15 protein-coding genes are annotated in these 14289 nt (G+C 44.0%); 4 read left to right on the top strand and 11 right to left on the bottom strand.

The window, feature by feature from the left end:
* Window positions 1-73 precede the first annotated feature (73 nt).
* Entirely contained in the window at window positions 74-724 is a 651-nt protein-coding gene (locus ACLWOR_RS06390; RefSeq protein WP_413939855.1) for a hypothetical protein, read from the top strand.
* Between the two features lie 159 nt (window positions 725-883).
* Window positions 884-1234: a thioredoxin gene (trxA, locus tag ACLWOR_RS06385; protein WP_413939854.1), complete on the top strand. Its 351-nt coding sequence runs from the start codon at window positions 884-886 to the stop codon at window positions 1232-1234.
* Between the two features lie 78 nt (window positions 1235-1312).
* On the opposite strand, the gene ACLWOR_RS06380 is transcribed toward trxA, so the two are convergent.
* The 7 genes from ACLWOR_RS06380 to ACLWOR_RS06350 all read right to left on the bottom strand — a co-directional run bounded on the left by ACLWOR_RS06380 (window position 1313) and on the right by ACLWOR_RS06350 (window position 8269).
* Window positions 1313-2041 (bottom strand): peptidylprolyl isomerase, encoded by a 729-nt coding sequence (locus ACLWOR_RS06380; RefSeq protein ID WP_413939853.1) that lies wholly within the window; start codon window positions 2039-2041, stop codon window positions 1313-1315.
* Window positions 2042-2081: 40 nt separating this feature from the next.
* Entirely contained in the window at window positions 2082-4385 is a 2304-nt protein-coding gene (locus ACLWOR_RS06375) for a glutamine-synthetase adenylyltransferase (protein ID WP_413939851.1), read from the bottom strand.
* On the bottom strand, window positions 4378-5763 hold the full coding sequence (locus tag ACLWOR_RS06370; RefSeq protein ID WP_413939849.1) for a translocation protein TolB: 1386 nt from the start codon (window positions 5761-5763) through the stop codon (window positions 4378-4380). Before ACLWOR_RS06370 ends, ACLWOR_RS06375 begins: the two co-directional genes overlap by 8 nt.
* Window positions 5764-5773: 10 nt before the next feature.
* Window positions 5774-6619, bottom strand: coding sequence for a TonB family protein (locus ACLWOR_RS06365; protein WP_413939848.1), 846 nt, complete (start codon window positions 6617-6619; stop codon window positions 5774-5776).
* Complete coding sequence (locus tag ACLWOR_RS06360) at window positions 6616-7035, bottom strand: ExbD/TolR family protein (protein WP_413939847.1); 420 nt, start codon at window positions 7033-7035, stop codon at window positions 6616-6618. Before ACLWOR_RS06360 ends, ACLWOR_RS06365 begins: the two co-directional genes overlap by 4 nt.
* A gap of 2 nt (window positions 7036-7037) precedes the next feature.
* On the bottom strand, window positions 7038-7778 hold the full coding sequence (gene tolQ, locus ACLWOR_RS06355) for a protein TolQ (RefSeq protein ID WP_413939845.1): 741 nt from the start codon (window positions 7776-7778) through the stop codon (window positions 7038-7040).
* Between the two features lie 95 nt (window positions 7779-7873).
* Window positions 7874-8269, bottom strand: coding sequence for a hypothetical protein (locus ACLWOR_RS06350; protein ID WP_413939844.1), 396 nt, complete (start codon window positions 8267-8269; stop codon window positions 7874-7876).
* Between the two features lie 192 nt (window positions 8270-8461).
* Between ACLWOR_RS06350 and ACLWOR_RS06345 the strand changes: the two genes are divergently transcribed.
* Window positions 8462-9064 carry a hypothetical protein gene (locus ACLWOR_RS06345; protein WP_413939843.1) on the top strand — a complete coding sequence of 201 codons (603 nt, stop codon included), beginning with the start codon at window positions 8462-8464 and terminating at the stop codon, window positions 9062-9064.
* Between the two features lie 111 nt (window positions 9065-9175).
* Here ACLWOR_RS06345 and ACLWOR_RS06340 read toward each other — a convergent pair whose 3' ends face one another.
* From ACLWOR_RS06340 to ACLWOR_RS06330, 3 genes are read right to left on the bottom strand one after another with little or no spacing between them, the layout of a single operon-like run.
* Window positions 9176-10192, bottom strand: coding sequence for a hypothetical protein (locus ACLWOR_RS06340; RefSeq protein ID WP_413939842.1), 1017 nt, complete (start codon window positions 10190-10192; stop codon window positions 9176-9178).
* 12 nt (window positions 10193-10204) lie between these two features.
* A complete protein-coding gene (locus ACLWOR_RS06335; protein ID WP_413939840.1) occupies window positions 10205-11221 on the bottom strand; it encodes a hypothetical protein in 1017 nt (338 codons plus the stop codon).
* Window positions 11218-12714: a hypothetical protein gene (locus ACLWOR_RS06330; RefSeq protein ID WP_413939839.1), complete on the bottom strand. Its 1497-nt coding sequence runs from the start codon at window positions 12712-12714 to the stop codon at window positions 11218-11220. The genes ACLWOR_RS06335 and ACLWOR_RS06330 overlap by 4 nt, the downstream gene beginning before the upstream one ends.
* A 192-nt stretch (window positions 12715-12906) precedes the next feature.
* Between ACLWOR_RS06330 and ACLWOR_RS06325 the strand changes: the two genes are divergently transcribed.
* Window positions 12907-13212 carry a BrnA antitoxin family protein gene (locus tag ACLWOR_RS06325; protein WP_413939838.1) on the top strand — a complete coding sequence of 102 codons (306 nt, stop codon included), beginning with the start codon at window positions 12907-12909 and terminating at the stop codon, window positions 13210-13212.
* A gap of 147 nt (window positions 13213-13359) precedes the next feature.
* Here the strand turns inward: ACLWOR_RS06325 and ACLWOR_RS06320 are convergent, their stop codons facing one another.
* Window positions 13360-14283 (bottom strand): hypothetical protein, encoded by a 924-nt coding sequence (locus tag ACLWOR_RS06320; protein WP_413939837.1) that lies wholly within the window; start codon window positions 14281-14283, stop codon window positions 13360-13362.
* Between the last annotated feature and the right edge of the window lie 6 nt (window positions 14284-14289).

The raw sequence follows: 14289 nt of genomic DNA, 5'->3' as shown, positions 1-14289 counted from the left end.
AGACGCTGAATAGGTTGGAAAAAGGAACCAAATTGGCGGCTCTGTAAAAAGATTAAACAGTTAAGGAGAGAAGATGAAAAAGACAGCAATTTTGGGAATGGTTTTGGCGACAACAATGAGTTTTTCTGCACTAGCAGCTCACCCAGCAAAAATGTTGGAGCGCGCAGCTGAGTCGAAAGCGAAAATCGAAGAGTCTTTGTACGGTAAAGACAAAGAAGGTAAAGTTATCACTTACAAATCACTCGGTGAAGCGGGTCAAAGATCTGCTCAAGATCGTTTGCTAGCAAAACTGCCAATCACTGGTAAAGATGCTGGTTTGAGAGACTATCTTCGTGAAGATGGCGCAAAAAGCAATGAGCGCATGAGTTTGATTTTGGATCTAGTTGCTAGAAAAACTTACGGTGAGAGCCTTGGTACTGCAGAAGGTAAAGCTTTGGCTGACGTTTCAACTGCATCACTTAAGCTTTTGTCGAATGCAACTCGCGCAAAAGACCGTAACGACGAAGCAACTCTTGAGCTTGTGAAACAAATTGAACAAGGTCAAATCGACTCTTGGAAACCAACACAAATGAGCAATATCGCGAAGATCCTTGAGGCCCAAGATCGCCACATGGAACAAGGTTTGGACTCAAACTCAGCGTTGGTAAAAGCGTACCAAGAAGTAAAAGGCGTTTCTGAAGCAGAAGCAAAAGCTGCTGTTAAGAAAATCAAAGAACTTTGCTAATAAGTTCTTTTAAATAGCACTTCATAAAGCCGAGGCCTAAAAACCTCGGCTTTTGTTATTTGGCAGCCCATCTATATTTGATGTGAGTGTTTCGCACAAAGTTTTAACTAGGAATCTCATAGGGAGAGTGAGACCCTGATAAGAGCAGGAGGACTCCCTATGGCAGTCGTAGATCTTACACGTAATAATATTAAAGAGATGGTTGAGAACAATCAGACTTTGATTGTTGATTTTTGGGCACCTTGGTGCGGACCGTGTAAGCGATTCGGACCTGTATTTGAAGCAGTGGCGGCTCGCCATCCTGATGTGAAATTTTTAAAACTCAATACTGAAGACGAACAAGAACTCGCAGCAACTTTTGAGATTATGTCGATCCCGACACTCATGGTGATCAAAGAAGGCGATATTATTTTTTCTCAAGCAGGCGCTTTGCCAGAAGATATTTTGGAAGAGATCGTGACCAAGGCCAAAGAAGTCGACATGGTTGAAGTGCGCCGTCAAAATACGTAATCAAAGCACTCAAATTTTGGGCATAAAAAAAGCCGCAGTCTCCTGCGGCTTTTTCATTTCGGAATGTTTCGTTAGAAACTACTCGCGAATGATTTTTACGTGGTTGATGATGATTGGCTCAACCGGACGATCCATTGGACCTGTTTTAGAGTTTTCGATAGCGTGAACAACGTCCATGCCTTCTACAACTTCACCAAACACCGTGTGGCGACCATCCAACCAAGGAGTTACAACAGTTGTTACGAAGAACTGTGAACCATTTGTGTTAGGACCCGCATTTGCCATTGAAAGCATGCCTGGCTTCGAGTGTTTGTAGTAACCAGCTGGGAATTCGTCATCAAAACGGTAGCCTGGGCCACCAGTTCCGTTGCCAAGTGGGCATCCACCTTGAAGCATGAAATCTTTGATCACGCGGTGGAAAGTCAAACCATCGTAAAATGGCTTTTTAACTTTTTCGCCAGTTTTTGGATTCGTCCACTCTTTAGTGCCTTCAGCAAGACCTACGAAGTTTTCAACTGTTTTTGGAGCTTTATCAGCAAAGAATTTTACTTTGAAGTTTCCTTTGCTTGTTTCGAATACTGCGAACATTGGTGTTCCCTTCTTTGTGTCTTTATTCTTATCAGCCTTTTTATCGGCTTTCTTGTCGGCCTTAGCATCTTTCTTTTCTTTCGTCGATGCTTCTACCTTGGCCTTGTCGTCTGTCTTTGTTTCATTTGTTTGAGCGTCAGCGCGGAAACTAAAAGCTGCGAGCAAGAACGCGAAAACGTAAATCCAAAGAACCTTCTTCACATCAATATTCTTTGACATGATTTCTCTCCCTAGTGGTGTTTGTGCAACCCTTCCACTATTAGTGAGGGCCTCGGCGTGGGTCAAGTCCCTTAAGGAGTACGCGATTGGACTCAAGAAGCTCAGTGACTTCCTTTAAAAGATCAGACGGAGACAAATGAAGCGACATGGCAAGTCGTGGAAAGGACTCATCATTTGGATTCACTTCCGAGAGAGATTCTGACGCCACCAGTTGGAGCATCTGCTCGATCTGACGCAGTCTATTATAGTTAGCCACCAGAGTCTCAGAAGAAGGTCCCATTTCTCGAATGAATGACAAGGTCGATGTGTCCTGCGGAAGTTTCTTTTGCACGAGCAAAGAGGCTTGGCTCGCCAGCTCCAGGTCAACCAACCCGCCGTCGCCATATTTCAAATCAATGGGGCCGGAATTTTTTTGCAGCTGTTGGCGAATGCGATCCAGTTCCTGCAGATCTTCTGTGGTAAGGCCTTTTTGGATGTACATTTGTGCCAGAGGTTTTTCATTGTGACCGACCCAGCGAGCTTTCAAGTAAGCTTGTCGCTCCCAAGGAACGGCTTCGTTCTGCAAATAATTTTGCAGATCTTCTAAATGCATAACCAATGGGCCTGCTTTTCCTGAAGGTCTTAAGCGCATATCAATGGGATAGATGCTGCCGCCGCGATGGGGCTCGGTAAGGCGGCTGATAAATCGGCGAGCGAATTTAAAGTCAACGTCGGTTGCTTCGTGTGGCAGTACGAAAATAAAATCTAAATCAGAGCGGAATCCAAGTTCGCGGCCGCCCCATTTTCCTAGTGCTAAAATTTGCACTTGCGATGGGTGTTCTTTTTTAAGTTCTTTTGCAAGTGCCATAACGATGGCGTCGGCGGTTGAAGTCAGATTCTCGAGAAGTGGTGGGAGGTTTTTATCTTCCAGAAATTCACTGCCATTAATGACCTCTGATAATAACCTTTTCTCGGTAAGATTTTCTAAGAGCTGCGCAAGATCGTCTGTCTGTGCGTCTTGCGCACGATAGACAAAGCTATCGAGAAGTTCAGGTCGACTGCAGAGAATTCTTGAAAGATAGGGGGAGTGTCCAAAGAGCCAGGCGATTTCTTGGAGAAGATTTTTTTCTCGAAGCAAAAGAGTAAAAAATGTCGCTTTGGCCCGCGTGCCGGAAATAAAATCCTTTAAGAGCAACAAAGCGCGCTTGATGTCGCCGCCTTGTTTCTTCAAGGTTTCGAGAAACTCGATCAGAAATGCTTTTCTGGAAAGCTCATCGCGGGTTTTGTTTCTTGAGAGAACTTCTTGTCCCAGAATATCTTGCCAGAGTTCTTGCAGCTCTGAATCTTGTAATCCGTACCGCGAGAGCTCCTCATCAAGTGAAATTTCTTGAGGGGCTTCACCCAATAGGCTTTTGACGATGCTGTCGCAACGGTTCATTTCATTTTTGAGCGTGACGATAGCCTGAGAGATAAATTCAGGGTGAGTCTCGTTAATTTTTAAAAGATGCGTCTGTTCATCATTTAAGGCCTGAACGTAGTTTTCCAACCGACGAAGATTCCAATAGTGATTACTGAGAAAATCAGCTTCGTCGTGGGGAAGCAGAGTCTTATTTGCGAGCAAGGCAAGAGCTTCCGTCGTCCCGTGCACTTGCAAGCTCGGATCTTTTCCCCCGTGCACGACCTGCAAAGCGTGGGCAAAGAGTTCTACATCGCGAATGCCGCCAATACCGAGTTTAAGATCAATTTGATTATCAAGACTGCGGCCCCAATAGTGATTCTGAATTTTGGTACGAAGAGTTTTCAAGTCTTCAAAAAGCGTAAAATCCAAATGCTTTCTAAAAGAGAATTTTTTCGCGAAAGATAAAACTTCATGAATCAGTTGCAGATCGCCGTCTATGGCGCGCAAACGCACAAAAGCCAAGCGCTCCCAAGTTTCGCCATAATTTCCATAGTAATCTTTGAATTGATCAAGGCTGGGGATTAAGGGTCCTTGTTTTCCGCCGGGCCGTAAATCAAAATCCAGGCGAAATACGAACCCGTGAGCATTTCGATCTTGGAGAATTTTTTGGAATCTTCGGAGCGAAGAAAGATTTTCGGAGGAAAGCTCATCAGTCACTAAAAGTAAATCGACATCAGAGCTGAGATTTAATTCACGCGAACCTAGTTTTCCCAAGGCGAAGAGTGCGATTTTTTGATTGGGAAAACAATGCTTAAAAGCTTTCTGTAAAAGAAGGTCAGCTGCGGAACTCCACGAATGACAAATCGATTGTGGAGTTTCGGAGTTTTCTTTCGCAGCTTGGGCCTTACGAGACCAGATCTCGTGACGCTCGACCCGAAGCTGTTCGTCGAAAGAATTATTACTCAATGTTAGTCGACCACTTTGGTTTGAAGTAGTTGTTATTGTCGCGAGTAATTGGACGCTCTTCTGTGCCGTCGACTGTTGAAATATAAATCTGATTTTTTCCAGTGCGGTTTGATGTGTACATCACAAAGCGACCGTCTGGAGAGAAGGAAGGATCTTCATTTGAAGACCAACGACCATTGGCTTTTTTAGCTGACGTCAGACGAATCATTCCAGTGCCATCAGCGTTCATCACGAAAATATCGAAGTGATCTTCGCTTTGTCCGGCGAATGCGATTTTTTTGCAATCAGGAGACCATGAAGGAGACGAGTTGAACACACCCGCGAAAGTACGACGTTGTGGATTTGAACCGTCTTTATTTGAAGTGTAGATCATGGGCTTACCAGCGCGATCAGAAGAGAAAGCCAAGACATTTCCACCAGGGCAAACCGCAGGTTCTACGTTCATCGCACCTGCAGGACCGTTTGTGATTTTACCGATGACTTTACCGGAAAGATCGATTTTCGAAATATCAGGATTTGTTCCCTGAGAAATCGTCAAATAAATTGACTGGCCATCAGAATCAAATGCAGCCCCAGAGTTGATACCAGGGCGATAGGAAATCAACGAGCGCTTCCCTGTTGTTAGATCGAGCAACAACATATCCGCGTTTCTGAATTTCGAGCCCACTTTTTTAACGTATGAAGTGTAAGCAACTTTTTTTCCATCCGGAGACCAAGCAGGAGAAATTGAGATACTACGATGAGCTGTTAATTGGGAAACATTTTCGCCATCCCAATCCATCGCAAAGATTTCTTTAGTTTTGCCGTCTGTGCGATCGCTAGAAACAACAACGCGCGAAAGGAACATTCCCTCTGTTCCAGTGAGTTGTTTTAAAACGTCGTTTGCAAAAGTATGGGCGATACGGCGAGCACTTGAAGTCGGGCCTTTATACTTTTTGCCAAAGATCAACTGAGCCTTACCGACATGATATGTATAAGTTTCCAGAGTGACATCGTTACCCGCAATCGAGAACCCTGCGCGGATCAAGAAGTCAGCACCGATTGCGGACCAGCTTTGGAATTTGAATCCATTTGCTTGGCCTGGTGCAGGCATTAATCCCGTTTTAGAAGGATCTTCTAAAAAGGCACTTGGATTGATGAATTGAAAGTAAGAAGAAACCGTTAGGTCATTGTTAATGACGTTAAAAAGTTCTGCGCCAACGCTTTGATATTTTGAAGATGAAGATGGCGAACCAAAATATTGAAGAGCTGGAAAAGCCATCAAACTCTTTTTCGTGCGGGCTTCACCAAGTTTGATATAAATCCCATTTTCTTGGGCTTGTGAAACAGCTGGTGCCAGCGAAAGCACCACGGCAAGAGTCATGATTACAGATTTCATTCAATCCTCCTTATTCTGGGAATCCAATAAGGATTCCGTCGACGGATACAACGGCCTGAAACTTCTCAGGGGGGGCAGGGAATGGAGCTGCCTTATCAATTGTCGCTAATACTTCTTCATCGTAGCTGGGATTTCCACTAGATTTAACTATTTTTCGTCCCAAAATATTTCCGCGCGTATCAATAAAAACACGTGCTTGCGCTTTGAGGTCACGTTTTGCCAACCACTCAGGCAATGCCCAGTGCTGCTTGATATGACGATCGAGATCAGCACCATAAGTATCATGCTGAAGTTTGTTGAGGCCTGTCAGAGAAGTACCTGGAGAAACCATGTTCCCTTTTACTTTTGCAGCGCCTGAATCATCTTTACCAGTTCCTGGAGGAGGAGTTTTCTTTTTCTCTTCCGCGACTTCATCTTTGATTTTTTCTAAAGCTGCCATGGCTTTTAATTTTTCAATCGCGCTTTGTTGGCTGGCTTTATTCTTTTCTAGATTAATGCCGTCATCTTTCTTCGGCTGATGCTTTGGCAATTCTGGTTTCACGGCTTCCACTTTTTTTGGTGGAGCCTTTTCCGCTGGTTTTTCCACAATGGGAGAAGGCTCAGCCTTGGGAGTTGGAGCGGGTTTCGGATTTTCTTTGGCTTCACTTGGTGCCGGCAAAGTTTTGGGGTCGACTTTGTCTGGCAATCCCACCATGTCAACGCGCACGGCTTGAGTGAAATCGATTTGTTCAGGCGTAAAAAAGACTGCTTTCAAAGTGAAGAAAGAAATCAAGAGCGCATGCAGGGCAAAGGAAACCCCTATGCCGCGGGTGAATTGCTCATTTTGTTGTTCAACTTCGTTTTCTAATTCGTTCACTGGTCTTTAGGCATTGTGATAAGGCCGATATTAAATACGCCAGCAGCACGAACTTCTGCCATAGCTTCCGCGACGAAGCCATAATCCACCTTGCGGTCTGCTTGGATGTATACCTGTTTATTTTTTCGATGTTCGAAGATGGCTTTTACTTTGTTACGCAGATCTTGCATGGCAATGCGCTGTTTTGCGACTGTCATTTTTTGATCGGCGTTAATAACTAAAACAAAAGGCTCATCGTTGAGCTCAACACCTGATGAAGACGTCTTTGGCAGATCAACTTCAATCCCTTGTTGCATCAGCGGAGTTGTTACCATGAACATAATCAAGAGAACCAACATCACGTCGACAAGGGGAGTGATATTAATCTCACTCAGTGTGGCTCGGCTTTTCTTTCCTCCGCCATTACCCATTCCCATGATTAGTTCCCTTGAAAGAAGTTTCTCTTCACAATATTCAAGAAGTCTGCGTTGAAGTTATTCAACGTGATCTCTTGTTTGCGGATTTTAGAGATAAAATTATTGTATAAAACAACCGCAGGAATCGCCGTTGCCAAACCAATCGCTGTTGCGATCAGAGCCTCGGAAATACCTGGAGCCACAACTGCCAAACTTGCTGAACCCGTTTGACCGATTTTGTGGAAAGATCCCATGATCCCCCAAACTGTTCCGAAAAGACCGATGAAGGGACCGGTACTTCCTGTTGTAGCAAGAACCGTCAGGCGAGATTCCAATTTTGCGATTTCGTTCTCAGCAGACTTATTTAAAACGCGCTCTAAGTTGTCGATACCGGAAAGAATCGGTTTATCACCTTGGGCTTTCGACATCAGCGGAGATTCCGCGATTTTTTTCATTTCTAGGTAAGCTGCTTTAAACACGCGAGCGACTGAAGAATCTTTATATTGGTCGATGTCTTCGTACAAAGTGTCGAGGGAATTTACTTTCCAGAACTTATTGAGAAAAAGTTCGTCAGCATCTTTCATCTTTTTAAAAGTCTGATACTTCATGTAGCCAATTGCCCAACAGAAAACAGACATCACGATCAGCATCAAAAGAGTGAGCTGAACGATAGGGCTTGCTTGAAAAATTGCATCGACTGAACTTGTGTTCACCGAAACAGAGGGTGCGGCCTCAGCCACACTAATGAAATTCAACGCGGACATAATCTTTACCTCCGAAGGTAACAGATTATGCGCAAATGCATCCTAGTTCAACCCTGCGACACGTGATGCCGCAGGTCCTTCGTCTAGAATCGACTCTAATTTGAGGGAGCTTCGACTCCTTCACCAGTGAGATCAACAACGACATCTCCCTGATCCGTGCGCACCCAAAATTGTCCTTTGTGTGGACCAAGTGAGGTGGGGGTGAAATCAATCTCTGAATCACAACTTGTCCCTTTCGGTAAAGTGTCGCCACATTCGGTATAGCCTTGGAACATTTCACCGGTGATTCCGATTTCTGAGATCTTAAGATCTTTATCTTTAGGCGCGTTGAGTGTGAAAATAGTGTAGTAGGTTTCGTTAAGTGGAACTTTCCCAAAATCAAATTTCAAATTTTCTTTGGGAGTTAAATGCGGATCCAGTGCTTGCAAACCCACGAGATGCGCCCAACTGAATACCGGTAAAGACAGCAGTAAGAATGCCAATGCCTTCATAGGAACCCCTTTTTTTTCATTTGGACACAACTTCTTTCTGAAGAACATCGGCTCGAGGTCCTATCCATCAAAAGACATATAGACTTAGGATTACATTTTCCAAAAGCCATTGCCTTAAAACAAATACCCACAATATCTTATTTATAAACATTGATGTGATTATGTGCTTATTGAACGTTTAAAAAGGGAACTATGATCAAGCTCTCTCGCTCTGAAATGCATGAACAAAACATCGTGACCTTCTTTTCCGGCACGCGCCTCGCAGCTCCGGGAAGTCCTTATATGTTTGAAGAATCCAACTGGCTTTTTGCGCAAGAAAACCTGGGTGTGAATTTGATTGAGTATTCTCGTCCAGAGAATGTTCGTTACTTGATGGAAGACCCCAAGATCCAAAAGTTTTTGGAAGGCACAAAAGGTAAACCAGGCACGTTGCCGACTCTTATCGACGTGACGATCGCCCGTGACCCGCAAGTTCCAGAACTTGCACTGAAATTTTCACCGCAATATATGGACAGCGTGCGTGTGAAGATGCTTGCGAGTGCACTGACAACGAAAATGGATTTCACCGCTAAGGCTGATGAAATGGGAGTGCGTGATCGCTTTCCATTGACGGGATTTGAGACGAATAAGTTCACTTATCTAAAAGTAACGCTGTCGGAAGGCTTCTTAGAAAGAAAAAAGCAACTGAGCGACAAGAATAAGTCACTACTCGATGCCGCCCGCTACGTGGATCCACAGGCAGCTTTCTTTATGATCATGACTTGTATGTCGGGGACAGCGAAAGCTGCCTGTTAACTTGAAATGGTAAAAATGTTCGGCGCAACAAGATATTTTGCCAACAGGTTCGGAAAAGAAGACGAGAAGCTTGGGGCGTGAATAATGTTGAGTCTGTCGGTAGCCGAGAAGCTACTTTAAAAAGCTCTTGGCCAAATTTCCGTATTCGATGAACACTGAATCAGAATAAGCTTTTGAAATTTCATGAGCAGGAGCAACTGCTGAGTCTTGATAGTCGAACCCTGCTAAACGAAGACTGCTATTGAAAAGCCAATTCTTTGGATGAGGATTTGAATAAACGAGCTCTGCCTTTGCCCAGCGACGATTTTTCTGTTCAGGAGAATCGAAGTATGTTTCAGCTCTGTATCTGCCTTGAAAGCCAGATTTTGTATTAAAAATTCCATAGCGAAAAGATCCTCCGCCGCCATTAAAAGAATAAATATCACGACTGCCGAAAGCGCGCGCCAATTTAACAGCGGCGATAAGAGATTCAACGTCGCCGTATCTTCCATTAGTAACAAGACACGTAATATCCCATGGCTGAAGCTCGCAACCGGGGCGGTAGGTGTTTTTTAAAGAAGGATTAGCGCGAATGTAGGAATTCAGTTCGTCTTCGCAAGGTAATGCGTTTTCCTCGGAGTTTGAAACATAGGCTGCGTAAAGATGCAGAAGCATCAACTGATTGCGTCTGTAATCAAGACCTGGGGTGGTCTTACCTAAACCATCGACACCCAAAGCGAGAAAACGAAGTGTTTTAAAAACAAGCGGGCATTTCATTTCATCCGCGGGCTTTACAAGCTCATGCGCGATAATTTCTAGTCCCGTTTGAAACATGACGGGATTGTGGAAATGTTGTTCGCGTCTTTCATACTCAGCATTGATTTCATCTTGAGTAGCCTTATCAGGGGCAGGCACAACTTGTAGTACAGACGAATCTATATACTGATGAACCATAGTCTGTGCATTCACAAGGCGTGCGTCTTTAGTTTCCTTCAGTCGTAAGTACTGAGCCATTGAGATCTTCTCAAAGACTTTGAATTCACTTTCCAGATCAGCAAGAGCTTGCAAATCCATGTTCTTTACCGTCGAATTCGCGAACGTAACGCTTGATAATACCAAGGACACGATGACAAAAATGAATTTATTCATATCGCGCACCTACTACCTTAAAAAGCCTTCAGCAAGTTTGCGATATTCATCGAAAACCTGCTGTGAATTAATTTTCGGAACTTCGCTTGGCGAAACGTCTCGGCCCTCAAAATTGGACATCTGCATTTGGCTGTCAAAGAGTGACCCACTTGGGCGTGGTCTTTGATACTGATAAATCATAAGAACTGGCCGCCGGTTCTTGACTGTTGGTGCATCAAGATAAGTTCCAGTTTCGTAGCTTGAAGAATATCCTTTGCCCGTACCTAAAATTCCGTAGCGGAATCGACCACCGCCACCGTTAAAATAGAAATTATCGCTATCATTATAAGCGCGCACGATTTTCATTAAAGCTAAACGTGTTTCTGAATCCCAGAATTTACCTTTGTCTGTATGACAGCTCACGTCCCAAGAGTTTTGATTGCAGCCAGGACGGTATTGATTTTTTAGAGATGGGTTTTGGATCGTATAGTCCAAGATTTCTTGCTGACAAGGGAGTGAGTTCTTCTCTTTGTTTTCAACGTAAGCAATATAAAGATGCATCAGCATCAGCTGATTGCGAACATAATCCAGGCCAGGGGTCTCTTGGCCATTGCCATCAACTCCTAAGGCAATAAATCTCAAAGTCGTCACAACAGTCGAGCATTTCATTTCTTCGACCGGTTTTAAAAGTTCATGAGCGATGATCTCAAGGCCCGTTTGGAAGATGACCGGACTTTTGAAGAACTGTTGGCGACGGTGGAACTCGGCTTGAAGTTCTTCTTCGGTGGCCACACCGGGATTTGAAACCAGCTGCACGATAGAAGATTGAATATACTGATGCATCATTCTTTGCGCGCTTAAGAGCTCCGGATTGTGGTTCTTCTTCAGTTGAAGGTACTGATTCATCGTGATGCCTTTGAAAGATTGAAATTCTCTTTCAAGGTCTGCCAAGGCGGCTTTATCCACGCTCTTTGCGGTGTCACTCATTGATGCGTTTGCATGAATGCCGAAGGAAATAACAAGCATTAGAACAAGAATAAAGTTTTTCATTTCAAAAACTCCTTCGCAAAAGAGCTATAAAGCGACATCACTTGCTGAGAGTTCAAATTAGGAACTTGGCTTGCAGGTGCAGCCCATCTGTTGTTGAGAGGCTCATAAGAAACAGAGCTATTGAGGATCGCTCCATCTAATTGAAGAGAGTCATAGTAGAAAACCAAGCCAACACGACCACGTTCAGACGAACTTGCCGAATTCATCAGGCCGTCGCTCGTGTAGCGCGCGATGAATCCATGTTTATTTCCAAACAAGCCACCGCTTTTTCTTTTTATCGCACCTTCGAAATCAAAACTGTCTCGGTCATTAAAGGCTCTCGCCATTTTCATAATTCCCAAACGAGTTTCCGCATCGACGTATCTGTTGCGATCTAATTCGCATTCTGTATCCGCAGCATCAGAGCAGCCTTCGTGATATTGTTCATACAGCTCAGGGCGCACCATCGGTTGACTGTTGATCTCTGCTTGGCAAGGCAGAGCATTCTTCATCATATCTCTGACATAGGAAGCATAAAAATGAACAACGAGAAGTTGATTACGAACATAATCAAGTCCCGGAGCTTTACGGCCCCACGGATCGGATCCCAAAGCCGTAAAACGAAGTGCATTCACGACAACAGAACATTGAATTTGATTTTCAGGTTTTAAAAGCTCATTTGATAAAATCTCAAAACCAGTTTGCACCATCGTAGGACTTGCAAAGAACTGCTGACGTAAATCATTGGCGCGGCGGATCTGTTCCGCACTCGCACGACCTGGTTGTGGTAAAAGCTCTGTGACTGTTGACTGAAGATATTGAGAAAGATTTCTTTGCGCCTCAATCAGGGAACTATTCTTTGCTTTCTTTAAAGCCACGTATTGCGCTGGAGAGATATTATCAAATGGACGGAATTGATCTTGCAATTCTTGAAGAACTTGGCTGTCGATACGTTTTGATTTTGCAAACTCTTGCTTTACAGCTTGCGCCTTGGAAAGTTCGCGACCTTCAAAGTTGAAATAAGGCTCTGATGTTGTCGAGCAAGAGCGATCACGACAAACAGCAACCGCGAATTGCTCACCACGCTCATTGCTAGAGGCATAAATTCCAACAACTTTAAACGTGTCATCATAGTCCGTTGCGCGCACAAAATTGCCTACGCAGATTTTATTCGTTCCACAGCCCGCCGTTTTCGCGAAGCTGAAAGTGATATTGCTAAGATTATATCGAGAGTTTGATTTAATATCGTGGATCGCCACTTCGGTAGAGCTGGTACCTTCAATTTTCAATGGACCGATCGAGCGACGAGAAGAATTTCGGTTGTCTTGCGCATAAACAATTTCCCCTGCGCAAACATATTGGTCTCGATTAAAAAGGTCTTGAGGAGAGCAATTCTGAGGACGGGCCGCTTTAGCTGGCAAATGAGCAAAAAGAAGCAGTGTCAAAACTTTAGACAGCAGCCCTATAAGGGCGCGAGATCGCTGTTTAAATAGAGATAAAATGAAGACTGCCATAGTTTTCCTCTGTGCCTTTTCCTATTGCAAGGTTGGCGCCGCAAACGGGGGCTTAATAACAAAATACCAAGCCCCTCAGCGAGAGGAGTAAAAAACAATCTAACAATATTGGCCCGATCTATTTTGCGAGTTTTGCCGTTGTCTCTAATTAAGTATATACAATATATAATTGAGTTCACAGGAGCTCGTCAGATGCGAAAGAAATCGAATATTACCGAGTTATCAGTGCGAGAACTGCAAACCAGAGTGAAAGGCAGTTCTACTCGAAAGGTCGTAAAAGATTCTGAAATAGATTACTCCGACATTCCCAAATTCACAGATAAGGAACTTAAAAAGAAATTTAAGAGACCGGGAAGGCCTTTGGTCGGAGAAGCGCCAAGAAAAGCGATTTCAATCCGAATTGATGAATCGGTACTAGATAAAATCAAAAAGAAAGCACGCAAAGAAGGTATCGCCTATCAAAGCTTGATAAATGATATTCTTAAGCGTGCCGTTTAGTTCCTGTTCCTAGCGTATCTATGCAGCGCAGTCGTATGAACTATCATTTCAAAGGAAGTTGCCTTGAGCTTTCTCAGGGTGGTCAGAGTTTCACTCTAGTTCCAAGATAAGCTGAAAAAGAAAAGGGGCTTTGAAAGCCCCTTTTTTTTACTTCACACAGATATAATTAAAAACTTTATCGTTCAGATTTGTTTCAGAGAAAACCGGAGAAGGGTTTCTCATCACTGGATGGAAAACATAACCGTTATCCATCGCCCAAGGTGTTCTTCCTAAATCCAAACCGCCCTCCCAAGGACCATATGCTTCCAAAAGCATATACTCTTGAGCGGTTGGCAGACGTCCTTGCATAGAAGCACAAGCCATCATGGCAGCTCTTGTTCCAACAACTTGAGCGACATCGCCATTCAGCGCACCCATCACGGTCAAGGTTTTGCCTTGATTGCTGATCGTGCTTGGGAATTGTGTTCTTTGATAATGCTTGAAAACTTGTTCAGCCAAATAGCCCATGACTGTTGCAGGCGTGCCATTCGCATGGAATGTTTCAATTTCAGAGTTACGATTCACAACCGACAATGTCACATAGATATCGCCAGCGCAGTTTGGAGCATAAGAGTAGGAGCCATACATCATGTAACCCAAGTCCCGCATTACTGGAGATCCGCCAATCGATGCTTGCGCTTCGCCCGGGTTGAAGAATACTAGCTTCTTGGTGCGTGGGCGAACCTGACGATACACTTGATCCAAATAAGCTTTAAATGAATTTTCCAACGTCACATCAATGCCGTAAGCACCTGTGCGCTTGTTCAGCTCATAAAGGTCGTTGAATTTTTTAAGAATGGCAGCCGCTTCTGAACCATATGAACCCATGTACATCAGTTGCGACGCCAGATTCACCATATTGTTCATGTACTCAGCGCGAGTTGAGTCGTAATTATTTTTGTAAGCACAAAGGTCCGCACCGCGCACAAAAGGAATCGAAGGCCAGATACGGAAAGACTTATCCGGAGCTCCCGCTTTTGCGATTGAAAAACTCAAAATAAGAGAAAGAAAAAACAAAACTTTGGATTTCATAAAAGC

It is taken from the genome of Bdellovibrio sp. HCB2-146 (assembly GCF_047345725.1).
In the GTDB taxonomy this organism is placed as follows: Bacteria; Bdellovibrionota; Bdellovibrionia; order Bdellovibrionales; family Bdellovibrionaceae; genus Bdellovibrio.
Note: the sequence above shows the minus strand (reverse complement) of the source record. Positions and strands in the feature narration are given on the sequence as shown.